Source organism: Pseudomonas paracarnis, from assembly GCF_904063055.1.
Lineage (GTDB): Bacteria > Pseudomonadota > Gammaproteobacteria > Pseudomonadales > Pseudomonadaceae > Aquipseudomonas > Aquipseudomonas paracarnis.
In genome coordinates this window covers 474572-498984 of sequence record NZ_CAJFCN010000002.1, presented here as the reverse complement: position 1 = coordinate 498984, position 24413 = coordinate 474572, and the positions used below count along the sequence as shown (strand labels likewise).

The 24413-nt window shown below is 60.0% G+C and carries 18 protein-coding genes; 6 read left to right on the top strand and 12 right to left on the bottom strand.

Annotated features, from left to right (window positions below):
- The first annotated feature begins 25 nt into the window (after positions 1 to 25).
- From JMV15_RS06905 to JMV15_RS06895, 3 genes are all read left to right on the top strand, one after another.
- Entirely contained in the window at positions 26 to 1174 is a 1149-nt protein-coding gene (locus JMV15_RS06905; protein ID WP_019818134.1) for an NAD(P)/FAD-dependent oxidoreductase, read from the top strand.
- A gap of 190 nt (positions 1175 to 1364) precedes the next feature.
- Positions 1365 to 1640, top strand: coding sequence for an HU family DNA-binding protein (locus tag JMV15_RS06900; RefSeq protein ID WP_003195589.1), 276 nt, complete (start codon positions 1365 to 1367; stop codon positions 1638 to 1640).
- Positions 1641 to 1914: 274 nt separating this feature from the next.
- Positions 1915 to 3009 carry a type III secretion effector protein gene (locus tag JMV15_RS06895; RefSeq protein ID WP_081339093.1) on the top strand — a complete coding sequence of 365 codons (1095 nt, stop codon included), beginning with the start codon at positions 1915 to 1917 and terminating at the stop codon, positions 3007 to 3009.
- 223 nt (positions 3010 to 3232) lie between these two features.
- Here JMV15_RS06895 and JMV15_RS06890 read toward each other — a convergent pair whose 3' ends face one another.
- The 12 genes from JMV15_RS06890 to tssA form a co-directional block, all read right to left on the bottom strand.
- Entirely contained in the window at positions 3233 to 3994 is a 762-nt protein-coding gene (locus JMV15_RS06890) for a pentapeptide repeat-containing protein (RefSeq protein WP_169855613.1), read from the bottom strand.
- Positions 3991 to 8373 carry an RHS repeat-associated core domain-containing protein gene (locus JMV15_RS06885; protein ID WP_038452012.1) on the bottom strand — a complete coding sequence of 1461 codons (4383 nt, stop codon included), beginning with the start codon at positions 8371 to 8373 and terminating at the stop codon, positions 3991 to 3993. Before JMV15_RS06885 ends, JMV15_RS06890 begins: the two co-directional genes overlap by 4 nt.
- Before the next feature lie 14 nt (positions 8374 to 8387).
- Positions 8388 to 8822: a DcrB-related protein gene (locus tag JMV15_RS06880; RefSeq protein ID WP_014720504.1), complete on the bottom strand. Its 435-nt coding sequence runs from the start codon at positions 8820 to 8822 to the stop codon at positions 8388 to 8390.
- A 15-nt stretch (positions 8823 to 8837) separates the two neighbouring features.
- Positions 8838 to 10784: a type VI secretion system Vgr family protein gene (locus JMV15_RS06875; protein WP_014720503.1), complete on the bottom strand. Its 1947-nt coding sequence runs from the start codon at positions 10782 to 10784 to the stop codon at positions 8838 to 8840.
- 156 nt (positions 10785 to 10940) lie between these two features.
- On the bottom strand, positions 10941 to 13601 hold the full coding sequence (gene tssH, locus JMV15_RS06870; RefSeq protein WP_038452010.1) for a type VI secretion system ATPase TssH: 2661 nt from the start codon (positions 13599 to 13601) through the stop codon (positions 10941 to 10943).
- Complete coding sequence (tssG, locus tag JMV15_RS06865; RefSeq protein WP_038452008.1) at positions 13594 to 14637, bottom strand: type VI secretion system baseplate subunit TssG; 1044 nt, start codon at positions 14635 to 14637, stop codon at positions 13594 to 13596. Before tssG ends, tssH begins: the two co-directional genes overlap by 8 nt.
- Positions 14601 to 16460 carry a type VI secretion system baseplate subunit TssF gene (tssF, locus tag JMV15_RS06860; RefSeq protein WP_020302842.1) on the bottom strand — a complete coding sequence of 620 codons (1860 nt, stop codon included), beginning with the start codon at positions 16458 to 16460 and terminating at the stop codon, positions 14601 to 14603. Before tssF ends, tssG begins: the two co-directional genes overlap by 37 nt.
- Positions 16457 to 16972 carry a type VI secretion system baseplate subunit TssE gene (tssE, locus tag JMV15_RS06855; RefSeq protein ID WP_003195563.1) on the bottom strand — a complete coding sequence of 172 codons (516 nt, stop codon included), beginning with the start codon at positions 16970 to 16972 and terminating at the stop codon, positions 16457 to 16459. Before tssE ends, tssF begins: the two co-directional genes overlap by 4 nt.
- 72 nt (positions 16973 to 17044) lie before the next feature.
- Positions 17045 to 17533 carry an Hcp family type VI secretion system effector gene (locus tag JMV15_RS06850; RefSeq protein ID WP_003195562.1) on the bottom strand — a complete coding sequence of 163 codons (489 nt, stop codon included), beginning with the start codon at positions 17531 to 17533 and terminating at the stop codon, positions 17045 to 17047.
- A gap of 155 nt (positions 17534 to 17688) precedes the next feature.
- Positions 17689 to 19185 (bottom strand): type VI secretion system contractile sheath large subunit, encoded by a 1497-nt coding sequence (gene tssC, locus JMV15_RS06845; protein ID WP_003195559.1) that lies wholly within the window; start codon positions 19183 to 19185, stop codon positions 17689 to 17691.
- 2 nt (positions 19186 to 19187) lie between these two features.
- The gene (gene tssB / locus JMV15_RS06840) at positions 19188 to 19694 is read right to left on the bottom strand and encodes a type VI secretion system contractile sheath small subunit (RefSeq protein ID WP_003195557.1); all 507 of its coding nucleotides are present in this window, start codon (positions 19692 to 19694) and stop codon (positions 19188 to 19190) included.
- Positions 19695 to 19748: 54 nt separating this feature from the next.
- A complete protein-coding gene (tssA, locus tag JMV15_RS06835; RefSeq protein WP_019818129.1) occupies positions 19749 to 20768 on the bottom strand; it encodes a type VI secretion system protein TssA in 1020 nt (339 codons plus the stop codon).
- Positions 20769 to 21161: 393 nt separating this feature from the next.
- Between tssA and tagH the strand changes: the two genes are divergently transcribed.
- From tagH to tssK, 3 genes are read left to right on the top strand one after another with little or no spacing between them, the layout of a single operon-like run.
- On the top strand, positions 21162 to 22490 hold the full coding sequence (tagH, locus tag JMV15_RS06830) for a type VI secretion system-associated FHA domain protein TagH (RefSeq protein ID WP_032901887.1): 1329 nt from the start codon (positions 21162 to 21164) through the stop codon (positions 22488 to 22490).
- 57 nt (positions 22491 to 22547) lie between these two features.
- Entirely contained in the window at positions 22548 to 23057 is a 510-nt protein-coding gene (gene tssJ / locus JMV15_RS06825) for a type VI secretion system lipoprotein TssJ (RefSeq protein WP_019818127.1), read from the top strand.
- A gap of 18 nt (positions 23058 to 23075) precedes the next feature.
- Positions 23076 to 24410 carry a type VI secretion system baseplate subunit TssK gene (gene tssK, locus JMV15_RS06820; RefSeq protein ID WP_019818126.1) on the top strand — a complete coding sequence of 445 codons (1335 nt, stop codon included), beginning with the start codon at positions 23076 to 23078 and terminating at the stop codon, positions 24408 to 24410.
- Positions 24411 to 24413 lie beyond the last annotated feature (3 nt).

Genomic DNA, 24413 nt, shown 5'->3' with positions numbered 1-24413 from the left:
AGAAACGTACTACAAGGAGAAAGGAATGAACGCACCTGTCGTGATCATCGGCACAGGATTGGCCGGTTACAACGTCGCCCGGGAGTTTCGCAAGCTCGACAGCGAGACCCCATTGCTGCTGATCACTGCCGATGACGGACGCTCCTACTCCAAGCCCATGCTCTCCACCGGCTTTGGCAAGAACAAGGAAGCCGATGGCCTGAGCATGGCCGAACCCGGCGCCATGGCCGAGCAGCTCAAGGCCCAGGTGCGCACCCATACGCGTATCAGCGGCATCGACCCAGGCCACAAGCGTCTGTGGATCGGCGAGGAAGCGGTGACCTATCGCGACCTGGTCCTGGCCTGGGGCGCAGAAACCGTGCGCGTACCGGTCGAAGGCGATGCGGCTGATTTGATTTTCCCGATCAACGACCTGGAAGACTACGCACGCTTTCGTGCCGCTGCTGCTGGCAAACGGCGCGTGCTGCTGCTCGGCGCCGGCCTGATCGGCTGCGAATTTGCCAACGACCTGATCCTGGGCGGCTATGAAATCGACCTGGTCGCGCCCTGTGAGCAAGTCATGCCGACCCTGCTGCACCCGGCGGCGGCCGCCGCGGTGCAAGCCGGGCTCGAAGGCATCGGCGCGCGCTTTCACCTGGGCCCGGTGCTCAATCGCCTGCAACGCGCCGCTGATGGCCTTGAAGCGCACCTCTCGGACGGCGAAGTGATCCACTGTGACCTGGTGGTGTCCGCCATCGGCCTGCGCCCACGCGTAGACCTGGCCGCAGCCGCTGGCCTGCAAATCAACCGCGGAATCATGGTGGACCGTCACCTCAAGACCTCCCACGCTAATATCTACGCCTTGGGCGACTGCGCCGAGGTCGATGGCCTGAACCTGTTGTACGTGATGCCGCTGATGAGCTGCGCTCGCGCCCTGGCACAAACCTTGGCTGGCAATGCCACGGCGGTGAGCTATGGGCCGATGCCCATCACCGTGAAAACCCCGGTCTGCCCGCTGGTGGTGTCACCTGCGCCACGAGGCACCGAAGGCGTCTGGAGCGTCGAAGGGCAGGGTGCCGACATCAAGGCCCTGTGCCGCGATGCCAGCGGCCGTCTGCTGGGTTATGCACTGACCGGCAGCGCTGTCATGGAAAAACTGGCGCTGAACAAAGAACTTCCGCCGTTACTGGCGTAAATACCACCCGTTCTGTCGCAAACATCACGTTCATACCCCGAGAAAGGCCGCCGCGAGACTGGCGCGGCGCCCGAGGGCGTGCCATCCTCACTCCCGTCTGCCGCAGAGTAGAGCCTGCGGCGCCTTGGCGCTGCTCCACCAGAGAGCAGCACGGACATAACAACAAAAAACCGTCAAAGAGGCTTCACATATGCGTAAACCAGATCTCGCAGCCGCCATCGCTGAAAAAGCCGATCTCACCAAAGAACAGGCCAACCGCGTCCTCAATGCCGTCCTCGAAGAAATCACCGGCGCCCTGCACCGCAAGGACAGCGTCACCCTGGTCGGCTTCGGCACTTTCCTGCAACGCCACCGCGGCGCCCGCACCGGCAAAAACCCGCAAACCGGTGAGCCAGTGAAAATCAAGGCGAGCAACACCGTAGCGTTCAAGCCGGGCAAGTCGCTCAAAGACAGCGTCAACCCGTAAGTTAAGCGGTACCGTCTCGAAGGGAGGCGGGGCGGTAAAGAAGATGGGCACGCCGACTGGGTCGGGTGCCCATTTTTATTGTGCGAGAGAAGCATTTTTGCCACCACAACAGACGTTGCCTCTTGCGTAGATATAAGTGAGTACAGTAGCCATTGATCGAATCGATGTTATAGAGTTTCTATATTGACTCAGTGTGGAACTACATCCAAACGACAGGACACATATAGCGCGAGACTGCAGGGAGCGCTCTCTAAACTCATTTAGAGGTGTATATATGAAAGTTCTTGATCTGCCTTTTGTTCCACCTGTCCAATTACCCCACGAGAAAAAAGTAGAAGCGAAGGCTCCGTCGGCGTCGGGTGCTGCCGGAGCAGCCACCGCTAACGTTGAGGGCGTTTCGAGTGGCGCGGACGAGCAGGTATTTAAATGCATAGCAGCGACCCCGGAGGAGATCGCTGCTAAAAAAAGGCAAATGGGTGCTGCGATTGCTAATAATTTGGGACCCGATCAATTAGACCTTCCTGCCCCCGAAGATCTTAAATTCAAACCTGGCGCTCCAGGCAAACCTCACACTCCAGGCAAACCTAGAACTGGCGGAACTAATGGTGGATCTTCCCCTGCCGTGTCCACACCTAAGCCAACTGTGAAGCCTAAGCCAACGGTAACACCTAAGCCAACTGTGAAGCCTAAGCCAATCACACCTACTCCAACAAAACCAACGGCTGTGCCGAACACTCCGAGTGGTGTAGTGAGCACCGCGCAAAACATTGTGAGTCAGCCCCAGAACTTGCCGCCGGCCCCTCCATCAGTAGCGGCCAGTGTGCGTAATGCTTTTATAACGGCCAGTGCAAACAACATAATCAGCAGCCCCTTCACTGTCGGCCAGCAATTCACGTCTAACTACTTCCATAATAAATTTACAGCGCAAAGTCAGATGCCAGGAGCGCCAGTACAGAATGCAGATGGCACGATTGGAACCGTAGACCCTGCCGCGACGAAAGAGCAAAAAATGGAGGCTCGCCTCACCGGTGCTGAAATAAAAAATGAGGCAACGGCCAACCTGTTTATTTTTCTCAACTTAGGAGCAGAAGCAAATGCGGTGCAGCCGAGCGATCAAGCGCCTAAGGACACAGATGGGCGCCTGAAGAACCTTGAGGCGTCGATGGATGCAATCGAAGAGCAAATGCCGGAGCTCGCTAAACGTTTCAAACTTCTTTACGAACCGTACGAAGCGGCCGAATCATCAGTGGCGCCGACTGAAGAATCTCGTATGGACAATATTGAAAAACGTCAGGAACACATAAATGAAATGATCAATTTATTGAAGATTGTTCAGAATCAGAGATCGCAGAAAACACCAGGCGTGTAAGGGAGATATAGTGTTTATTTAACAAGTGGGGCAGGCAATGCGACGAGCGTTATTGGCTTAAATAACGTTGTCTCTTTTTATGGGCAAGAGCACCAATGAAGGTGACAGGTTTATCTGACTTTTGTGTCGACTTTGATCTGAGTGATCTGCCCATTTTTAGCGTCCTGTCATTAATTTTGGCTCCGATCATCAGAACTTTTAATTCAGGATTGCCCCTCTGTTTTTAAGTGCCCTGAAGAAACTCGATAAATTGTTTGGTGAATTCCGGCCCTTCGTACTCTTCAAGATTCTTGATATTGAAGAGTGCGCCTCGTTGCGTTGTGAGCTTTTGCAGACGGCGTTTCAATAACTTATTGATCGGGTTTTCTGGCTCAGAGATAATCAATGCGAGCGCTTTGCGGGCGCGAACAGACACGTCTTTGAAAAAAATGTGCTGGGGATCTGCAGGAGGAATGATCTGCTCAAGATCACAGTCTGTAAACGTTACCCAATCCAGTTTGCACAATTCAAAATCAACAAGAAGGGGGGTGTTGGGCGGTTCGGATATGAAACTTACCTCTTGTAATTTTCCCGAAAACTTGAGGTTTTTTATTTTGCTGGCATTGAACGAGTTGTCAATGATCTTGCACTGGGTAAATATGCAGTTGCTGAATTCGCAATCTTTCAAAGACGCTTCTCGAAAGTTGCACTTTATGAAAGTGCAGTTCTCGAATTTGCTGTTGCTGAAGCCTGAAGCCTGAAAGTCAACCGTCTTGAAGTGACAATGGGCTAATAAGGTCTTATTGAAAAATCTTGAACCGGAAAAATCACTTTTCTCAAAGCTGCAGCTTTCCAATATACACTGATCGAAAATCGGATCGGAGAGCTTCGCATCTTTTAATTTACAATCGATAACACGTTCTTTTTCAAAACGCGTTTTTTTAGGTAACACAAGCCCGTCTTGCTGTATGCCTGACAGTACGAATGATGGCATTTTGTCATTCACCATAATATTCCTTCATAACCATTGCCCCAGTCCCCATAACGCCGCTGATGCGTGCCTCTTTTCCAATCAGCCTTAGTCGTGAGGTCCCACCAGGTTTTAGTTTTAGTTTCATACACATCGGGAAGACGCTGCCCTGATTTCGATACCTCCAGGTGTCCCAATGATGGATCATTTTTTACTCTGGTTTTGAAGTTTGCATCAATTCTCTGCCCTACATACCTGCGATAGCGAGAACGTGCTTGTCCGAGATCGCCTCTATCATAGGCTCGTTTCACCGCTGCTCTTTGCCTCGGGGTCAATGACCTTTGGGGGTTACTGTAGACAGCCTTCTTCGCTGCATTGGCATGCGCTTGAAGCTTAGCAGTGGTTGAGCCGCACGGTGCCCATCCCAACGGATCGATCCATCCCGAGGGGTTAGGAGAATACTGATAAAGGTTAAAACCTCCTGCTAGCCCGACAGGGTCCGGCGTTGTAAAACGCCCCACGTCGGGATCATAAAACCGGAATGTATTAAAATGCAGCCCCGTCTCCCGATCCAGATACTGCCCTTGGAATCGTAGATTTTGCTCTTCAATGTAATGTGGCTCCCGCACCTCTTCCAAGGTATTGCCCCACACCTGATAAGTCGCACGCCAGGTAATTTGCCCATCGGCCTCGGTCAGTCGCTCCGGCAGTCCGTTAAGATCATTGTGGTAGTAGCGGGTTTTTTGCAGTGGGCCGATGCCGTCAATCCTGGCCAGGGGCACGTAGCTTTCACCTTCGTATAGATACAGACTGGTCTGGCTGTGTTTGAACTCCTGCAACAGACGTAAACCATCCCAGGTGAAGCTCGTCTGGCCCAACGGGCGGCCATTGTAATCATGTTCGGTTTTTTCGATCCGCCGCCCTAGGGGGTCATAGGTCATCCTGACCACGTGGCCGCTCTCATTTCGCACTTCAACCAGCCGGCTTTCCGCATCGTAGGCAAAGCGCTGCAAGCCACGAGCAGAGCTGCGTTTTTCGATCATTCTTCCTAAAGCATCATAGGCATACCGTATGTCTTGATAGACGAGCAGGCGATTATGTCGTATGAGACCACCTTGATTTGGGCGGTCCAGTAGATTGGCCGCAGCGTCATAGGCGTATGTTTCGGTCCGGCCAACTTGGTGGCTTAAAAGGATTCGGTCGGTGCTGTCGTAACCCAGATGTTCTTGATGATCATGTTGGTGGTTTATACGACGTCGCCCGATCAGGTTGTCACTGGGGTCGAAGCTATAGTCCGTCTCGACCAGGGGAGGCAACTGCCAAGGCTGGTCAATGCTGCGACGCTGTCGTGAGCGAACCCTGCCACTTCGGTCGTATGCGGTACTCGTTTTGAGTTGGCCCTGGGTACGCTGTACTTCGCGATGCAAGCGATCACGCTCAAAGTCGCTGATGACTTTTCCATCGATGTTCAACTGATGCAGGTGGCCGCTACCGTAGTACAGCCTGTTCAACCATCGACCGTCGGGCAAGCCGGTTTGAACCAGGTTTCCCAGCTCGTCGTAACGATGCTGCACAGACCCTGCCGAGCTTTGCTCCTCAAGCAGTTGCCCCAGCGCGTCATAGCTGAAACCGAGTAGCTGCTGGCGGCCATCAAGGGCGGTGAAGGTGACACCGACCAACTGGTCGTTCAGGTCGTGTTCATAGACCGTGGTGCCGTCCGCGGTGGTTTTACTGACCAGGCGGCCAACAGGATCGCGCTGAAACTGGTGCGACAACGGCGCTACCGGCTCGCCCTCTGTTCCCGGTAGATAGTCCACGGCAACAATATCGTCCAGTGAATCGTAGGTGTAGCAGCGTCGGCTTTGATCCAGATCCTGCTGCTGGACCATGCGGTCGGCTGCGTCCCACTCAAAGCGATAGCTCTCGCCATTCTCGTTGGTCAGCTTGCGGAGTCGTCCGTAGGCATCATGATCGAACATCACCGAACGGTTATGCGCATCCCGGCGTTGTTTGACCAAGCCACGAACGTCATAGTCATAGCGTGTGGTGCTGCCGGCAGGGTCAACGTGGGCAGTCAGATAACCATTTGCGCTGCGCTGGAACAGTTCGACGCGGCCATCTGGAAGCTGGCATTCCAGTAGTAGCCCCTGAGGACCGTACCGATAGCGCACCGATTCACCCTCGGCATTGGTCTGCACCACCAAATTGCCGAAGGCGTCGTACTGATAGCGAGTGGGATAACCCGAGCAGTCCACTTCTTCGACCAGTTGGCTCCATTCGTTCCAATGCAATGTTCTGGTTTTTTCGGTCGCATCGATGATGCGTACCGGCTGGCCGAAACCGTCATAGACATAGCGCGTACGGTTGCCCAGGGGGTTGATTTCCTCGATGCAGTTACCACGCTGGTCGTAGCGATAATGCCAGCTGTGGCCCGCAGTATCGGTTTCCACCTCGGGCAATGCCCAATGCGCCAGCCACTGCGTGCTGCTGGTTCTGGACAGTGGATCGATGACGGCGCTCAGGTTGCCGCACGCGTCATAGTTGAAACGCCACTGGCCGTTTTGCGGGTCAATCGCACCGAGCAGTTGGCGATCTTCGCTCCATTCAAACTGCCACGTATGGCCGAGGTTATCGATGTAGCGAGTGATCTGGAACTGCGGATTCCAATGCCGAGTGCTGACGCGCCTCAACCCGTCGGTGACGCGCGTAATGCCCGCATCCAAGTCGTAGTCGAAGGTGTATTCATCACCCGCATCTGTCCAGTGCCGACTGACGCGCCATTCCGAGCCGTCTGGGCCAGGTACTTGAGCCCATTGGTAGAAGCAGCGCATGCCACTCGGCAATCGGTGCACGGTCATGCGCCTGCCGCTGTCGTAGGCAAAGCTGCGAAGGGTCGTGCCCTGGGCGTCCAAGACTTCGGCAAGATCGCCGTTGCTGTCATAGCGATAGCTGACGAGCACGTCGCAGCGCCCATCGAAATGGTCTTGGCGCAGGTAACGGCGTTCGATATGGCTTACACGCCCAGGATGCTCTGCGGTGTAGCTTAGGTCGACGTGCATCAAGTCATGGGTGTCGCGCAGGCGGCACAGCCGTCCTTGGGCATCGTAATCAAGGAAGATCCGCCCTTCATTGCGATCACCTAGCAGTTGCAGGCGCATTCGAGAGTGGTTCTGCGGGTCGAGTTCGAACAGCCGATACAGGCCGTCGGTACTCTCGATCAAGACCGCTGCGTCACCACTGCGCCTGACCGCAAGACCTTCGACTGGGTCGAATGCTCCGCCGGACGCAGGGATGTAACCGATCTCCAAGCGCCTTCCCTGTTCATCGATATAAAACAAGTTTTCGTCTTTATCGATCTCGACCGATACCTCATAGGCAACGCTCCAGCCCGCCCCAAAGAGACCGTCGGTCCGTGCGTCGAGGCTGCTGTAGAAACGCTGCCAATCGATGGGAAACAGCCCAGGAAGCACGAAATCCAGTTCATCCTCATCACCTAGAATCTTAGCGCCGGTCGCACTGTGCACGGGGTTGGGGGAGCCGTTCATGGCGCTCTTGAGCGCAGAGGTTATTTTGCTGGTGCCATAGGAGACTCCAGCCCCTACCACCACACTGCCGAACAGGCAGGGCAGTTTGCTCCAAAAGCACTTCACATTGCCGCGTAGCATCAACAAGGCAGTAATCGCCAGCCCCACCCCCGGCGTTTTCCCGCTACGAATCTCCTGCACCACAATGGTCTCACCACCAATGCGCACATCCGGCGAAATCAGGCCCTCAGCCGTCCCAATCTTGGCGTCACAGGTACTGCGATCACCGCTGCGTGCCGCAGGCTGCCCGTTGATGAACACCGAGCTGGAACCTTCGGCAATAAACTGCAGGGGCATGGGCGGATGCTTGTTGCACGCCACGGTGTCCAGCGGGCACGGCTCGGTGCCGGGGGCGGGCGAGGCGACGGTCGGGCGCCACATCTGCGAGAAAAACTCCCCGGCCATATCCAGGAAGCTCGGCGCTGCCGGCTCGCTGGGCGCGACCGGTACAGCCGTCATCTTGCCTGCGGCGCGGGCGGCCTTTTTGCCATTGATGAACACGTTGTGCGAACCGCTGGTGATGAAGGCATCGATCACCGGCGGGAACACCCAGTTGGCGGCGGACTCGCACCAACTGGATATCTTCAAGTCCGCCCCCGTGAGGCCAGCGGTAATACCGACGACCGCGCCCACCACCAACACCAGGGCTACACCGCCGGTGGCGATGGTTGCACCCGTCGCGAGGAACACCGCCCCGGCAACGGCCAGGCAGCCCACGGTGGTGAGCGCCGCATAGGCGGCCACTTCCAGCACGCCGCCGAGAATATCGGCCATCACCGAGGTGTGCAGCAGTGCGTCGCCTTCGCGGGCCGCCCAAAGATCCTCACTCATTGCTCAGACTCGACTCAGGGCGTGGCGAGGAAGTGGAGTGTGTTTTTCAGCGTTGCCCAGTGTGCCGCTTCGGCAGGGCCCAGGGGCTGGGTCTTGACGTAGCTCAGGGCAATCAGATTGCGGGTGCCAGGTATCTGCATCGCCAGCTGATACTGGTAAATGTTGTCGCTGCCTTTGTTGAAGTGGTTCTGCACTTCAAACGCATCGATGTCCTGCGCTGGGCCGACCTTGACCGCTTGTGCAGGGCTATAGCGCAGATCTTTGACCTGCTGCTCGAGTTTTTTCAGCTGGCCTTCAAAATTGCTTTGCAGGCTTTCGCCGTCCGCCAACGGGCTGCGGCTCACCACCAGGGTGGTGCCCAGCTTGGCGAACTTGAGGATATTGATGGAGGTGTCCTGTACCTCGGCGTCGGGAAGGGTGAATTGGGCTTCGTTGATCAGGTAGTTCATGGTGACAAAATCTCGTTATTGACCAGCACCGGGCTTACCGGGGAATTTTGACTCGACGGCGGACTTGATCGTGCTTTGCACGCCCTGGGCACCCGGCGAAGTGCCTTTGTCGCTGCCCAGGTTGATGTCCAGCTTGCCCTTCGTCTGGATCTTGCTGCTGCCGGTGGAAAACAGGTTGAACGAGCCACAGGTCAGGTTGATGTCGCCGCCAGCCTTGAGCTCAATCACGCTGTCGCCGCACACCAGGCGAAGACTCTCGCCGGCCTCGATGGTGTAACTCGTGGCGGCGCTGTCGGACTTGGCACCGCCCACGATCACCGTGTCGTTATTGCGCACAACCCGCAGGCGGTTACTGCCAATGGTCACCGTCTCGTTATGCCCAATATTCTTGTTGCGGTCATGCCCCACCGAGTGGCTTTCATCCACCTCCACCACGATGTCCTGGTTACGCTCGGCATGGATATACAACTGCTCCAAGCCCTTCTTGTCCTCCATGCGGATTTCATTGAAGTTGGCCGGCGTGCCGCCTTTGCTGGAGCGACTTTTCATGCCGCTCTGGGTGGCGTTCTCCGGCAAGTCGTAGGGCACCGTCTGCTCAGCGTTGTAGACCCGCCCGGTGATGATCGGTCGGTCGGGGTCGCCTTCGAGGAAGCTGACGATCACCTCTTGGCCGATGCGCGGAATCTGCATCGAGCCCCAGTTCTTGCCGGCCCAGGATTGCGACACACGAATCCAGCACGAGCTGTTCTCGTTGGATTGGTCGTGGCGGTCCCAGTAGAAATGCACCTTCACGCGGCCGTACTGGTCGGTCCAGATCTCCTCGCCCTTGGGGCCTACCACCAAGGCGGTCTGCGGGCCTTTGACGATGGGGCGGTGAGTATTGGCCAGCGGGCGGAAACTCTGTTGGGCGTCGATGCAGGTCAGGCTGCTTTCAAACTGCGCCGAGCCTGAACCGCCACCGCTTTCCAGGCTTTCTTGCACGATGAAGTAGCGGCAACCGACGATCAGGTACTCGCGGTTCTGGTCCTGGCGACTGAAACCGGTGAGGCTGAACAGATGGCCCGAGCCCAGCCCGCGCGCATTGCCGCTGAACTCAATCTGTTCATGCAGGGTTTGCAGGGCCTCGATGCGGGTGCGCGCATAGTGTTCGCCGTCGGCGCTTTGCACGTAGGTACCGGGGTAGTCGTACAGCGGGTAGTCGCCGGCGGTGTGCGGGCGCGGCATGGCCGAGCGCACGTCGATGCTCGCGCTGGGGCGCTGGAAGTCGTAGTCGTTCAGCTCCAGCGAGCCCGGCTGCACCTCCTGCGCCAGGTGCCAATTGTGCATATGGTCGCGTTCGCGCTGCTGCTCGTCCTTGGGGTAGTAGGGGATCGACGCGTAGCCGGGCACGCTGGTGTGGGCGCCATAGGCGTCGGCCAGCACCAGCACATGGCGGTCCTGTTCATGGCGGAAGAAGTAGTAGATGCCTTCCTGTTCCATCAGTCGGCTGACGAAATCGAAGCTGGTCTCGCGGTACTGCACGCAGTACTCCCACTCGCGATACGGCCGGCTGAGGGCGTCTTCAAAGTCGGAAAAACCCAGGTCACGGAACACCTGCTTGATGATCTGCGGGATGCTCAGGTTCTGGAAAATCCGGCAGTCGGAGGTGCGGCTGAGCAACCACAGCCAAGGGCGCAGGGTGACTTGGTAACTGGCGAACTGGCCTTTGTCGATGTTCTGGCTGCACCGGGCAACGATCCCGTGGAAATGCCGCTCGCCGCCGTCCGCCAGTTGCAGGCCGACGCTCATCGGTTTACCCAGCAATTGGTTCAGGTCGATGTTGGCGTCCAGGGACGTCAGTTGCAGCTCATAGTTGAACAGCCGGCCCAACTCTTCACCGCCGCCCATTTCGTTGAGCAGCAGCACATCCGGCCCGAGGGGGCTGTTGATCTTGGCCAGGCGTGAGGCTTGGTTGAATAGCATCGGTAGTCCCGTAAATACCGTCATCACTGACGGAACCGGATCAACTGTGGGAGCTGGCTTGCCTGCGATAGCGGTGGATCAGTCAACATCAATGCTGAATGTCAGACCGCTATCGCAGGCAAGCCAGCTCCCACACTGACCGTATTCCAACAATAGTTATTCGGTGTCGCTGAAGTCGTAGTGCAGTTCATTATCCCGACTACTGATCCGCACCCCCGCCAGTGCCTTGCCTTCCAACATGCGCGTGAGGAACTCGCGGCTCATGTCCGGCAGCAGGCTGTTGGTCAGGATGGTGTCGATCATGCGCCCGCCGCTTTCGGTCTCGGTGCAGCGCGAGACGATCAGGTCGACCACTGCGTCGTCATACTCGAACGCGACTTTATGGGTGTTCTCCACGCGCTTCTTGATTCGGTTCAGTTGCAGGCGCGTGATCGCTTTGAGCATCTCGTCGCTCAGCGGGTAGTAAGGGATGGTCACCAGGCGACCGAGCAAGGCCGGCGGGAAAATCTCCAGCAGTGGCTGGCGCAGGGCCTTGGCGATTTCCTCGGGCTCGGGGATGTTCGCCGGGTCTTTGCACACCTGTGATATCAGCTCTGTCCCGGCATTGGTGGTCAGCAGGATCAGGGTGTTCTTGAAGTCGATCACCCGGCCCTCGCCGTCCTCCATCACGCCCTTGTCGAACACCTGGAAGAAAATCTCGTGCACGTCCGGGTGAGCTTTCTCCACCTCATCGAGCAGCACCACGCTGTAGGGTTTGCGCCGTACCGCTTCGGTCAGCACACCGCCTTCGCCGTAGCCGATATAGCCCGGAGGTGCGCCCTTGAGCGTGGACACGGTGTGGGCTTCCTGGAACTCGCTCATGTTGATGGTGATGACGTTCTGCTCACCGCCATACATGGCTTCGGCCAGGGCCAGGGCGGTTTCGGTCTTGCCCACACCCGAGGTGCCGGCCAGCATGAACACGCCAATCGGCTTGCTCGGGTTGTCGAGGCCGGCGCGGGAGGTCTGGATGCGCTTGGCGATCATCTGCAGGGCATGGTTCTGGCCGATGATGCGTTTCTTCAGGTGCTGGTCGAGGTTGAGCACAGTCTCCAGCTCATTGCGCGCCATGCGGCCCACCGGGATGCCGGTCCAGTCGGCGACCACCGAGGCCACGGCCTGATAATCCACGGTCGGCAGGATCAACGGGGTTTCGCCTTGCAGGGCGGTGAGGCGCTGTTGCAGGTCGACCAATTGCGCACGCAACTCATCGTTGCCGCTGTCCACCACACCGGCTTTCTCGCGCAAGGTTGCCCGGGTGGCGAGCAGTTCATCCACCAAGGCTTTCTCTTCAGCCCAGCGGCTTTCCAGCGTGGCCAGACGCTCACGCTCGGCGGTCAGCAGCGCTTCGCTATTGGTTTGACGCGCACCAATGGCAATGCCGATCGCATGCTCACGGGCGATGATTTGCAACTCGGTTTCCAGGGCCTCGATACGCCGACGGCTGTCGTCCACTTCCGCGGGTACCGCGTGCAAGCTGATGGCGACGCGGGCGCAGGCGGTGTCGAGCAGGCTCACGGATTTGTCCGGCAACTGGCGCGCCGGAATGTAGCGGTGGGAGAGCTTCACTGAGGCTTCCAGAGCTTCGTCGAGGATCTGCACCTGATGGTGTTTTTCCATGGTGGAAGCCACGCCGCGCATCATCAGCAGGGCCTTGTCTTCCGACGGTTCGGCAACCTGTACCACTTGGAAGCGGCGGGTCAGGGCCGGGTCTTTCTCGATGTGCTTTTTGTACTCGGCCCAGGTGGTGGCAGCCACGGTACGCAAGGTGCCACGGGCCAGGGCAGGCTTGAGCAGGTTGGCTGCGTCACCGGTGCCGGCAGCGCCACCGGCACCCACCAGGGTATGGGCTTCGTCGATAAACAGGATGATCGGCTTGGGCGAGGCCTGCACGTCTTCGATGACCTGGCGCAGGCGCTGTTCGAACTCGCCTTTCATGCTGGCGCCGGCTTGCAGCAAGCCCACGTCGAGGCTGCGCAGCTCCACGTCTTTCAAGGCGGGCGGCACGTCACCGGCGACGATGCGCAGGGCGAAACCTTCGACCACGGCGGTCTTGCCCACCCCGGCTTCACCGGTGAGGATCGGGTTGTTCTGGCGCCGACGCATGAGGATGTCCACCAGTTGGCGAATCTCCTCGTCACGGCCCACGATTGGGTCGAGCTTGCCGCTGCGGGCCTGTTCGGTCAGGTCCACAGTGAAACGCTTGAGCGCTTCCTGCTTGCCCAGCGCGCTGGGCGCCATGGCACCGCTGGCCTCGCCTGGCACACCGGCATTGAAACCGTCGCTGGCGCTCAAGGCATTTTCCGGCGAGTCACCGACGTATTCGTCAAAGCGCTCGCTCAAGGCCTCGGCCTTGATCTTGTCGAACTCGCCGGACAGGCCCAGCAGCGCATGGCGCAGGCTCGGTGTCTTCAAGATGCCCAGCACCAGATAACCGGTGCGAACCTGGCTTTCACCGAACATCAGGCTGCCATACACCCAGCCGCGTTCCACGGCTTCTTCCACATGGGAGGACAGGTCGGTGATCGACGTCGAGCCACGCGGCAGGCGATCCAGGGCTTCGGTGAGGTCGCGGGCCAGGCGCGCCGGCTCCACGTTGAACTGACGGATGATGCGGTGCAGGTCCGAGTCCTGCAGTTGCAGCAACTGGTGAAACCAGTGGGCCAGTTCCACATACGGATTGCCCCGTAATTTGCAGAACACGGTGGCGGCTTCGATGGCTTTGTAGGCCACGCTGTTGAGTTTGCCGAACAGTGCGGCGCGACTGATTTCACCCATGCTCTGGATTCCTTGAGGTGGTGGCGTGGTCGGCGTAATGCCGGGCCAGGATTAGGTCGTTGGCGTCATGCGCAGGTTGGCCGAGCCAGGTGTTGAAGCCCAGGCGGAACTGGCCGTTGAGTTGCAGCGCCGGTACTTCGGGTTGTTGCAAAACCAGGTTCAAGTCCCAGTCCAATTCATGGCCCAGGTACTCGGCCACCCACGCCACCAGCTCGTTGAACGGCTGTTGGCCGGGCAGCATGCCCATGTAGTTATCCAGCGTGAGCGGGCCCAGGCGGATGCGGAATTTGTGCTGGCGGTCCCATACGTGGCTGCCCAGGCAGAAGTCCACGCCCAACTGGTTGGCGCTGACCCCCACGCGGCTGCGTTCGGGCAGTTCCAGCCATTGGCCGACGTATTCCTCGATCTCTACCGGCAGGCCGAAGTACTCGCTGAGGATCGCTTTCAAGCCATCCGGGTAACGGGTTTGCGCCGACAGATGGCCGCTGTAATGCAGCTTCGCGGTATCGGGGATCAGCCCTTGATTGAGCAGGCTCGGCATCCCGCGGCCACTCAGGGCGGCGAGGCGGGCGGACCAGTAGTCATCGTCCGGGCGGTCATGGCTGACCGTTGGCCGCGCCTCGGCCCAGGCCCGATAGAACAGGGTCAACAAGCGATGGTGGAACACATCCAGGAACTGCTTGCTGGTGCTGTCGGCGTTGTTGCGTTGGCGCTCGCGCACGTACTCGGTGATGTGCAGCGGCAGCGGCCCGTTGGGGCCGCCGAGGCCGAAGAAGAACTGCTCCAACCGCGCCGGCTTGCCGTCGCCACCGGGGGCGACCGAGGCGAGGGTGGCGGGTGCGAAGATGCAATCGGCCTGCTGCCCCAGGCGCAGCGGATCATCGGCCAGGCGCAGGGAATGGCCCAGGCGTGGCAGCTCGGGCGTTTCGCACTCGATGCGCCGCAATGCCTGGAAGAAGTCATATTCCCAGGGCTCCTGGTGCATCGCATCCAGGGTTCTCACAGGGTCGGACGCCGTCCGGGCTTGGCTTTCCATCGCATGATCTCGCCGCGTTCGGTGGTACGGATCACCGTCTCGGTAAAGCTGTTGATCGACACGTAGCGTGCCAGGAAGCGCTCCAGCACTGCACCGAGCAGGAACACGCCGGTGCCGCGAAACGCGTTTTCATCGAACTCCAGGGTGATTTCCAGGCCGCGGCCAAACACAATCGGGCCAGGCATCGGCAGGCGTCGGGTCACCGCCTTGCTGCTGACTTCGCGCAGGCCTTCGATCTGCAATTGCAGGGCGGCGTCATTGCTGTCGCCGTACAGGCGCAGCAATTCGCGCAAGGCGCCGGCGCCCTGGCCCTGTTCGCTCAAGGAGAGGTAGTTGAGCGACAACTGGCTGATCAGGCGCCAGGCCTTGGCGTCATGTGCGTGGCTGGCACGCGGGCGGCTTGGCCCGGCGACGCATCGCACGGCCAGTACCGGCGCGCTGTCGGCCAGGGTGAAGTCGGTCTTGCCGTTGCCCACGCTCATGAACAGCGGCAGGTCCCGGTTGGTGCACAGCGCCGTCACGCCCAGTTGGCGCAGGTCATGGCGATACGGCGCCTGGCGGCTGTCCACCAGGCTGACGAAGGTTTCACTGCCCACATAAGTGGAGCGTGGGCCATTGCGGCGTTGGTCGCTGGACAGCACCCGTGGCTCGCGGCGCACGCTGTAATACGCCTGGTCGCGGCCATAGCGCGACGGATCGCGCACTGCGTAGAACGGCAAGAACGGCTGCTCCGGTCCGGTGCCATGGCCGGTAATGCCGCTCAAGGAGTGAATCTCGAAATCCATCGGCCGCGTACGGTCGGCGATCACATGGTGTTCATTGACCCGGTCGGACAAGTGGATGCGGTCCACGCGCTTGGGGAACAGGTTGATGGCGGGCGTGCAGAACGGCAAGAACTGCGCCGCGCCGACACTGCCTTCCAGGCTCGGTTCGTGGCGGTCGAACAACACGATCAGTTCCAGCTCCTGGCCGTCACACCGCTTGACCGCGCGTCTCAACTCGGCGAACTCAACGAACAGGAAGCGATGGGGCAGGGCGAAGTACTCCTGCAACAGGCGATAGCCCTGGAACGCCCGCGCCACCACCGGCATGGCCGCATCGGCATCATCGAACCCCCGCGAGCGCAACGCGCCCTGGGGCAGGCGCTCGACCCAATCGCCACCGGGCTGGCGCGCAAACACCGCGCAGGCATTGCCCAGCAGTTGTTCGTAGAGGCGAAACGGTTGTTCATCAGCGCCGCTCAGGTACAGCGGCAAGGTATCCAGGTCGAGGCTGTTGAACGGCAGCTCGGCACCGGTGCGCAGGGTCAGGCGCAGGCCGGCCTTGGCTTTCGGTTCGCTGGCGGCCAGGCGTCCGAGCACGGCGGCGGGGTTGCCGAAATATTCGGCGTTGCTGACCTGCAACGGCCACAGCGTCACCGGGTGCGCGGTGCGGTACTCGCAGCAGGTCTGGGTTTCACGGCCCAGGGCGGCACGCAGCACCGTGTCCCGGGGCAGCGGGAAACCGCCGGCCAGGGAGCCTTCATCGGGGTCGGTCTGCAATTGCACTACGGTCATCGACGGCGTCGGTGCCAAGTAGTGCGGGTAGGCGATTTCCAGCAAGTTGTGGGTGAAGGTCGGGTACTCGGCGTCGAGCTTGAGCTGCACGCGGGCCGTGAGATAGGCGAAGCCTTCAAGCAAACGTTCGACGTACGGGTCGGCGCAGTCCATGCCGGACAGGGTCAGCCGACTGGCGATCTTCGGGTATTCCTTGGCGAACTCGGCGGCGCTTTCGCGCACGTGGTGCAATTCCTGGTTGTACAGCTCCAGCAGGCGCGGGTTCATGGGCGTCTCCGCTGGTCGGCATTGAGCACGCGCACATGGCCGGACTCCAGGTCCACGTCGGTCTGCAACAGCAAACGTAACGGCACCGGCTGTGCCCACAGGTCGCCTTCAATCTCGAAACTCAGAGCGTTGTGATTCATCTCGCCATGGCCCATGCGCGCCTTGACCCGCAATGTGTGGCGCAAAATACGCGGCTCGAAAGTGGCGATGGCCTGGTAAATCAAGGCTTCCAGGGCTTTGATATCGACGCTCGACGCGCTGTTGCCCGCCAGTGCTGGCAGGCCGTAATTGACCACCGAAGTGCCGGCCGGGGTGTGCAGCGTGGCATCGGTATCGAGTAACGAGGTGGTGTTAAGCAACCACGCCAGGTCACGCAGCACCGAGGCCTTCAATTGGGTCAGGGACAGCACGCGTTTGTCGGCGCTTTCCTTGGGGTTGGTCGGGTCGTCGTCGGTCAACCGGTCCAGCAGGGACGGTTGCAGACGGTCGCGGGAAGCGATTTCAGTTACCACCAAAGCAGCTCCACGGACGGGTTGCGAGAGGGACACAATGGCCGTGGCACCGGGCCACGGCCACAAGGGCTATCAGCGTTTGGTGTTGGAACGGATGTTCCAGCCAAACTTGATGGCGCCGCCGTCTTTGGTGCCGTCGGCTTTCTGCGGCTGGTAGTCGACCATCACTTGGGCGAAGTTCAGGGTGACGTTTTCGGTCAGGCGATCATCGCTGCCCGAACCGCCGGTGCTCAAGGAGGTGACCAGCACTTCTTCCAGGTTGATCACCATGTACTCGACCTGGCTCTCGCCACCGGCCTTGCGCACGGTCAGCTTGACCTTGTCGATGTGCTTGCCGCTGGCGCAGTGCATCATCAGGTTGGGCGAAGCCTTGTCGACGTACTTGGTCAGCGACAGGTCCTGGATATTCACCTTGCCCGCACCACCGCCACCGCCGACGTGCATGTTGCCGGACTGGGACATGCCCCAGCTCCAGTTCAACACATCGATTTCGTCCTTGTGGGCCTTGTCCATGGACTCGCCCTTGATGTCGCCGATCTTGATGAAAATATCAACAGCCATGTTTTCTCCCTGTGTGGCCCATGCCACTTGATTGGGTGATCGTTCCCACGCTCTGCGTGGTAACGCATCCTGTGACGCTACGCGTCACCGGGACGCAGAGCGTCCCGGGCGGCATTCCCACGCGGAGCGTGGGAACGAGCTAGCTCAATCGTTACTTATGCGCTTTTTGCCGAAGGCAGTTTCGATACCAGGCGCAACGACACCGTCAGCCCTTCAAGCTGATAGTGCGGGCGCAGGTAGAACTTGGAGTTGTAATACCCCGGGTTGCCTTCGACTTCTTCCACGATCACTTCGGCCGCCGCCAACGGGTGCTGGGCCTTGGTGGTTTCGGTGGAGTGCGCCGGGTCGCCGTCGACGTAGTTGAGGATCCAGTCCTGCAACCAGCGCTGCATTTCGTCCTTCTCTTTGAAGGAGCCGACCTTGTCGCGCACGATGCACTTCAAGTAGTGGGCGAAACGGCAGGTGGCGAACAGGTACGGCAGGCGTGCGGCCAGGTTGGCGTTGGCGGTGGCGTCCGGGTCGTCGTATTCGGCAGGCTTTTGCAGCGACTGGGCGCCAATGAACGCGGCGAAGTCGGTGTTTTTCTTGTGCAGCAGCGGCATGAAACCGTTCTTCGCCAGTTCCGCTTCACGGCGGTCACTGATGGCGATTTCGGTCGGGCACTTCATGTCCACGCCACCGTCATCGGTAGGGAACGTGTGGGCCGGCAGGTTTTCCACTTCACCACCAGACTCGATACCGCGGATGCGCGAGCACCAGCCGTAGTGCTTGAACGAACGGTTGATGTTCACTGCCATGGCGTAGGCGGCGTTGGCCCAGGTGTACTTGGAGCTGTCGGCGCCGTCGGTGTTTTCTTCGAAGGCGAAGGCTTCTACCGGGTCGGTCTTGGCGCCGTACGGCAGGCGTGCCAGGAAGCGCGGCATGGTCAGGCCGATGTAGCGCGAGTCTTCCGATTCACGCAGCGAGCGCCAGCCGGCGTATTCCGGGGTGGTGAAGATCTTGGTCAGGTCGCGTGGGTTCGACAGTTCCTGCCACGAACCCATGCCCATCACGGTCGGCGAGGCCGCAGCGATGAAAGGCGAGTGCATGGCGGCGCAGACTTTTGACAGCTCGCCCAGCAGTTCCACGTCGGGCGGCGACTGGTCGAAGTAGTAGTCACCCACCAGGCAGCCGTAAGGTTCGCCACCGAACTGGCCGTATTCTTCTTCGTACATCTTCTTGAAGATCGGGCTCTGGTCCCACGCGGTGCCCTTGAATTTCTTCAGGGTCTTGTGCAGGTCTGGCTTGGAGATGTTGAGCACGCGAATCTTCAGTTGCTCATCGCTCTCGGTGTTATTGACCAGGTAATGCAGGCCACGCCAGGCGCTTTCCAGTTGTTGGAAATCCTGGTGGTGGATGATCTGGTTGACCTGGGCGGTGAGCTTGGCGTCGATGGCGGCGATGATCGATTCGATCGACTTGATCGCGTCGTTGGACACCAGGTCGGTTTGCGCCAGGGCCTGTTCAGCCAGGGTGCGCACCGCGGTTTCAACGGCTTCGCGGGCACGCTCGGTCTTGGGTTTGAATTCTTGCAGCAGCAGGTTCGCGAACTCGCTGGCTTCTTCGGTGGTACCCAGGATCTGGCTGCCTTCGCGGGCGGTATTGTCCGTCATGATTACTGCTCCCCTGCAGGCTTGGGCGCGCTGGCAAGTGCCTGAAGCAATGCCGGGTCCTTGATCGCCTTCATGATGATTTCTTCAGCGCCAGTCTTGCCGTCCATGTAGGTCAGCAGGTTGGCCAATTGGGTGCGGGCTTCGAGCAGCTGATTCAGGGAGTCGACCTTGCGGGCCACGGCGGCCGGGCTGAAGTCGTCCATGCTTTCGAAGGTGATGTCCAGGCTCAGGTTGCCTTCGCCTGTCAGCTCATTGGGTACGTGGAACGCGACGCGTGGCTGCATGGCCTTGAGGCGTGAGTCGAAGTTGTCGACGTCCACCTCAAGGAACTTGCGGTCGGCCACGGGGGCCAGCGGCTCGGCAGGCTTGCCGGCGAGGTCGGCCATCACGCCCATCACGAAGGGCAGCTGGACCTTTTTCTCGGCGCCGTAAAGCTCGACGTCGTACTCGATCTGCACTCGAGGCGCACGGTTGCGCGCGATGAATTTCTGAGAACTTTGCTTCGCCACGTTGCTGCTCCTGGTCGCTTGAGCGACGGTGTTGTTACTGCACGGTCCGGCGGCTTACTCGCTTTCGGGGCCGCGCAGGTTTTCAAATTGGGACATGCCATCGGGAATCAGATTGCGCACGATGGCCGCAAAGTCGGCATGTACCAGATTCTTGGCTCGGTTCAACAGCACCGGCAGCGGGCTCGAAGGCTCGTGGCGGGTGTAGTACGCAAGGATCTTGTCGAGGCTGCGCAGCACATCGTCGCGGGTGGCGATGTCGCCAGAAGGGCGAGGAGCTGCGGGCGCGGCGGCGTTATCGACCGAGGGGGCATTGTCTTCACTGACGGCCTCGGGATCGCTGCTGCTGTCGGTGCCTGGCACCGCTTGGTTGAGTAGTTGCAGGGCCTGTTTGAGCGGCTGCTTCAAGGCGCTGAGGTCCACGCCCTGGGCGGAACCGACTTGGTCATTGACCTGTTGCTCAATGGCCTCGCACGCCGCACGCGCCGCGCTCAAGGCGTCACGGGTGGCTTGCAGTTGTTCGGGGTCGCTGTCCAGGAACGCGGCGTTGAGTTGCTGGTTGCCCAACTGCTCATCGGCAAAACTCTGCAGGCCGCTGGCGTTGAGCGCTGCGCGCAGGGTCACGGGCCCGAAGGTGCGCGAGCGCGTCAGGATGCTTTCGCGCAGCAGACGAATATTGGTCTCGCAGGTCAGGCCGGTAAGGGCGTTGATGCGCACGGTGGGGTCGTTGTCATCGTCGGCATCCAGGCGCGGGTGCAGATCGGCCCAGTATTGGCGCAGCAAGGCGTCGATCAGCGTGAGGACTTCGGCCAGCCCGGCCACACCCTGGAGGGCGAGGGTGCTTTGCAGCAGAAAGTGGGTGATGCGCAGGTCTTTGCTGCGCTGCAACAGGTCGAGGCTTTGCTGCTGGATGCTGCGCCACTCGGGCGGCTCAGCGGGCAGGATCGAGTCGCCCATGCTGCGTTCGGGTTGGCCCTTGGCATCACGTTCCAATTGCAGAAATTGCGCGTCATATTCCATGTCCTCGCCACAGGGCGACGTCGCGGAAACGGCGGTGAGCAGCAACGGCACATCCACTGAATTCGATCTCCTTATCGGCCCGCTGGATGGCGGGCAACGCATGCATTAGTTGCGTAATGAACTTTGCATGTTTTCTTGGTCATATACTCAGCGTGCCACTACTGCGCCATCACTGATGTTCAAGAAGTTGTGCATTTTTGGTGTAGTACTTATGGCTTGTCAAGGTAAGCTATTCGCCCTCTGTGACAGATGTGCGGTGTTTAACAACCTGCGCGACTGGCGAGTCGAAAGGCGCGCCCAGAGCGGATTTTTGTCATGGAAGCCAGTTAAGATCAGCGATCATGCTGGTAAAAGCAGATTTTGGCGGTCGTTTGTACGACAGGACGGGACTCTCCAGGGCGGTGCTGCCTCCTGGGTAGACTGCGCGCGATGTATCAGCAAGGAGGCAAGATGTCGCTGTGTTTGACTATCACTAGTTATCACAAGATCACACCTGGGCAATGCCCCGAAAAGTCCATGGATCAGGGCGTGATGGCGATTGGCCGCAGTTCTGACAATGACTGGGTATTGCCCGACCCTGAGCGTCTCGTCTCTTCGCAACATTGCGTTATTCAATACAAAGATGGCCGTTATTATTTGACCGATAACAGCACCAATGGTGTGGAGTTGGTCAAGGCGGGTATTCGTATGCGTCGGGGTAACAGCGAGCCGTTGCAAGACGGTGAATTGATCCGCATCGGCGATTACGAAATCCAGGCGCGTATCGACTTCAACGTGCAGGCCATCGACAGCCAGCCATTTGCCGGTGACTCACCCAATAGCTTTGAAGCGCTGATGGGCGCCGTGGCGAGCCAACCTGCGCCCACGCCGATGATCGCGCCGCAGTTCCAGGGCGCCTCGGCCATGGAAACTTTGCCAGACCTGTTCGACTTCCTCAGCCCCACCGCCGTGCCGCCGCCCACCGTGGCGGACCATGTGCCGTCCGAGCAACACGATTTTCGCCCCCCGGCCCCAGTGGCCGTACCGGCGCCCGAAAAGCCATTGGTGCAAGGCTCGGTGATTCCCGAAGACTGGGACCTGTTCGGCGACGCGCCCGCGCCCGTGGTCAATGCTGCGCCCGCCCCAGACTCGATCATCCCGCCGCCACCTGTGGTCGAGCCTGTTGCGCTCCCCGTGGCCAATGCCGAGCCACAACCGGACCTCCTGCAAGCCTTTCTGCGCGGTGCGGGCCTGGACCAGTTGCGCCTGGACAAAGCCGACGCTTGCGCGCAGATGGAAAGCATCGGCCGCAGCTACCGGCTGATGGTCGAGGGCCTGATCGACGTACTGCGCGCCCGTGCCAGCCTCAAGGGCGAGTTTCGCATGCAGCAGACGATGATCCGCCCCGCCGAAAACAACCCGTTGAAATTCGCCCCGAATGCCGATGAAGCGTTACTGCTGTTGCTGCGTCATGGCAACCAGGCGTTTATGGCGCCGGACCTCGCCGTACGTGACAGTTTCGACGACCTGCGCGCCCACCAGTTGGCCGTGATGGCTGGCGTGGAAGCGGCGATCAAACACCTGCTCACGCGCTTTGAACCGGCGCAATTGGAGGAGCGCATGGGCAAACCCGGCGGCCTCTCGAGTCTGTTCAACGGTTCGCGCCAGGCCCAGTACTGGCAGCAGTTCACCGAGCTCTACAGCAACATTTCCCGCGAGGCCCAGGACGATTTCCAGGACCTGTTCGGTCGCGAATTCAGCCGGGCCTACGAAGAACACAGTGCACGACAGCGACGCTGAAAACGCCTCGCACTAATGGATAAAACGGATAGCTAAATACGTCATTGAGGACGCAGGATGATTCCCAGGTTTTTACTCGCAGCCGCCACCGCGCTGCTGCTGACGGCGTGTGCCAACGACACTGCCAAACCCCAGGCGGCTGCCGAGGCCGAAGCTGACACGGCCGCCGTTGAGCTGCATTTTCATGCGATTGCCGGGCTTAACCCCGGTGCCAACGGCCAGGCCGCGCCGGTGCGGGTGCGCATTTTCGAATTGAAAAACGCCGCGACCTTTTCACGCTCCGATTACTTCGCCCTGGCGGACCGTGCGCAATCGACCCTCGGCCTCGACCTGCTGGACCAGGACGAAGTGATGGTGCAGCCCGGCCAACAACTGAGCCTGCAGCGCGATCTCGACCCGTCCACGCGCCAGATCGGCTTGCTGGTGGGCTACCGCGAGTTGGACCGTGCGCAATGGCGCACGGTCATCAACGTGCCGCCGCGCCAATACAGCGAATACCAGATCAGCCTCGACGTGCATGCCGTGCGCGCCGACGTCGTGGCTTCCCCATCCAGCCCAGCCCAATAACAAGCAATCGGAGCCCCCATGTCCTGGAACAATCGCGTGGTCTGGTCGGAAGGCATGTTCATCGGAACGCAGCACTTCCAGCAGCATGACCGTTACCTGGAAAACCTGATCGATGCCCGCAGCCGTCCGTTGTCAGCGGGTGCCTGGGGGTTCTCCGAACTGCTGATCGACCAGGGCCTGCTGGCCCAGGGCAAGCTGGCGATTGTGTCGGCCCGCGGCCTGCTGCCCGATGGCACGCCGTTCAATATTCCCCAGGACGACCTGGCGCCGAGCCCGTTGAACATCGACGACAACCTGCGCGACGGCCTGGTGTACCTGGCCCTGCCGCTCAAGCGCGCCGGCGCCCGTGACACGGTGGACGAGGGTGAAGCCCTGGAAGCGGCGCGCTACGTGAGCCAGGTGCGTGAAGTGCGCGACGACAACGCCCCGTTCGAAAACCGTGCACCGGTTGCGGTGGGGTCGCGGGCATTGCGCCTGCTGACGGCGCAGGACGGCATCAGCGACTACGCCGCCATCGGCCTGGTACGCATCAAGGAAAAGCGTGCCGACCGTGCGTTGGTGCTCGATGACACTTACATCCCGCCCGTGCTGGACGTGGCCGCAAGCAAGCCGCTGACGGCCTTTCGCAGCGAACTGCTGGGCCTGTTGCACCAGCGTGGCGAAGCCCTGGCCGGCCGCGTGGTGGCCTCGGGTGCCGGGGGTGCCTCTGAGATCGCCGACTTCATGCTGTTGCAACTGGTCAACCGCGCCCAGCCGCTGATCCAGCACTTCAGCCAGTTGAGCCCGTTGCACCCGGAGCGCTTCTTCAGCGAACTGGTCAGCCTGGCCGGTGAGTTTTCCACCTTCTCAACCTCCAGCCGCCGTCCACACGAATACCCGCAGTACCAGCACGACGACCTGGCCCTGAGCTTCATGCCGGTAATGGCGGCCCTGCGTGAAGCGCTGTCGATGCTCATCGACAGCAAGGCCACGCCGATCCCCATTGTGGAGAAAGCCTACGGCATCCATGTGGCGATGTTGGCCGACAAGACCCTGCTCGACAACGCCAGTTTCATCCTCGTGGTACGCGCCGATGTGCCCGGCGAAACCCTGCGTGCGCGTTTCGGCCAGCAGAGCAAGGTCGGCTCGGTGGAGCACATCCGCGACATGGTCAACCTGCAACTGCCGGGCATCGGCCTGCTGCCGTTGCCGGTGGCGCCACGCCAGTTGCCTTACCACGCTGGCAGCACCTACTACGAGCTGGACCGTGGCAGCGAGCACTGGCAGCAGCTGAATAATTCCGGCGGTTTCGCCTTCCATATCGCCGGGCAGTTCCCGGGCTTGAACCTGGCCTTCTGGGCGATCCGAGGATAATTG

Bases quoted from the DNA above. Each gene is read 5' to 3' on its own strand.
- JMV15_RS06905 (WP_019818134.1), top strand. From the start codon at position 26: ATGAACGCACCTGTCGTGATCATCGGCACAGGATTGGCCGGTTACAAC.
- JMV15_RS06900 (WP_003195589.1), top strand. From the start codon at position 1,365: ATGCGTAAACCAGATCTCGCAGCCGCCATCGCTGAAAAAGCCGATCTC.
- JMV15_RS06895 (WP_081339093.1), top strand. From the start codon at position 1,915: ATGAAAGTTCTTGATCTGCCTTTTGTTCCACCTGTCCAATTACCCCAC.
- JMV15_RS06885 (WP_038452012.1), bottom strand. From the start codon at position 8,373: ATGAGTGAGGATCTTTGGGCGGCCCGCGAAGGCGACGCACTGCTGCAC.
- JMV15_RS06880 (WP_014720504.1), bottom strand. From the start codon at position 8,822: ATGAACTACCTGATCAACGAAGCCCAATTCACCCTTCCCGACGCCGAG.
- JMV15_RS06875 (WP_014720503.1), bottom strand. From the start codon at position 10,784: ATGCTATTCAACCAAGCCTCACGCCTGGCCAAGATCAACAGCCCCCTC.
- tssH (WP_038452010.1), bottom strand. From the start codon at position 13,601: ATGGGTGAAATCAGTCGCGCCGCACTGTTCGGCAAACTCAACAGCGTG.
- tssG (WP_038452008.1), bottom strand. From the start codon at position 14,637: ATGGAAAGCCAAGCCCGGACGGCGTCCGACCCTGTGAGAACCCTGGAT.
- tssF (WP_020302842.1), bottom strand. From the start codon at position 16,460: ATGAACCCGCGCCTGCTGGAGCTGTACAACCAGGAATTGCACCACGTG.
- JMV15_RS06850 (WP_003195562.1), bottom strand. From the start codon at position 17,533: ATGGCTGTTGATATTTTCATCAAGATCGGCGACATCAAGGGCGAGTCC.
- tssC (WP_003195559.1), bottom strand. From the start codon at position 19,185: ATGACGGACAATACCGCCCGCGAAGGCAGCCAGATCCTGGGTACCACC.
- tagH (WP_032901887.1), top strand. From the start codon at position 21,162: ATGTCGCTGTGTTTGACTATCACTAGTTATCACAAGATCACACCTGGG.
- tssJ (WP_019818127.1), top strand. From the start codon at position 22,548: ATGATTCCCAGGTTTTTACTCGCAGCCGCCACCGCGCTGCTGCTGACG.
- tssK (WP_019818126.1), top strand. From the start codon at position 23,076: ATGTCCTGGAACAATCGCGTGGTCTGGTCGGAAGGCATGTTCATCGGA.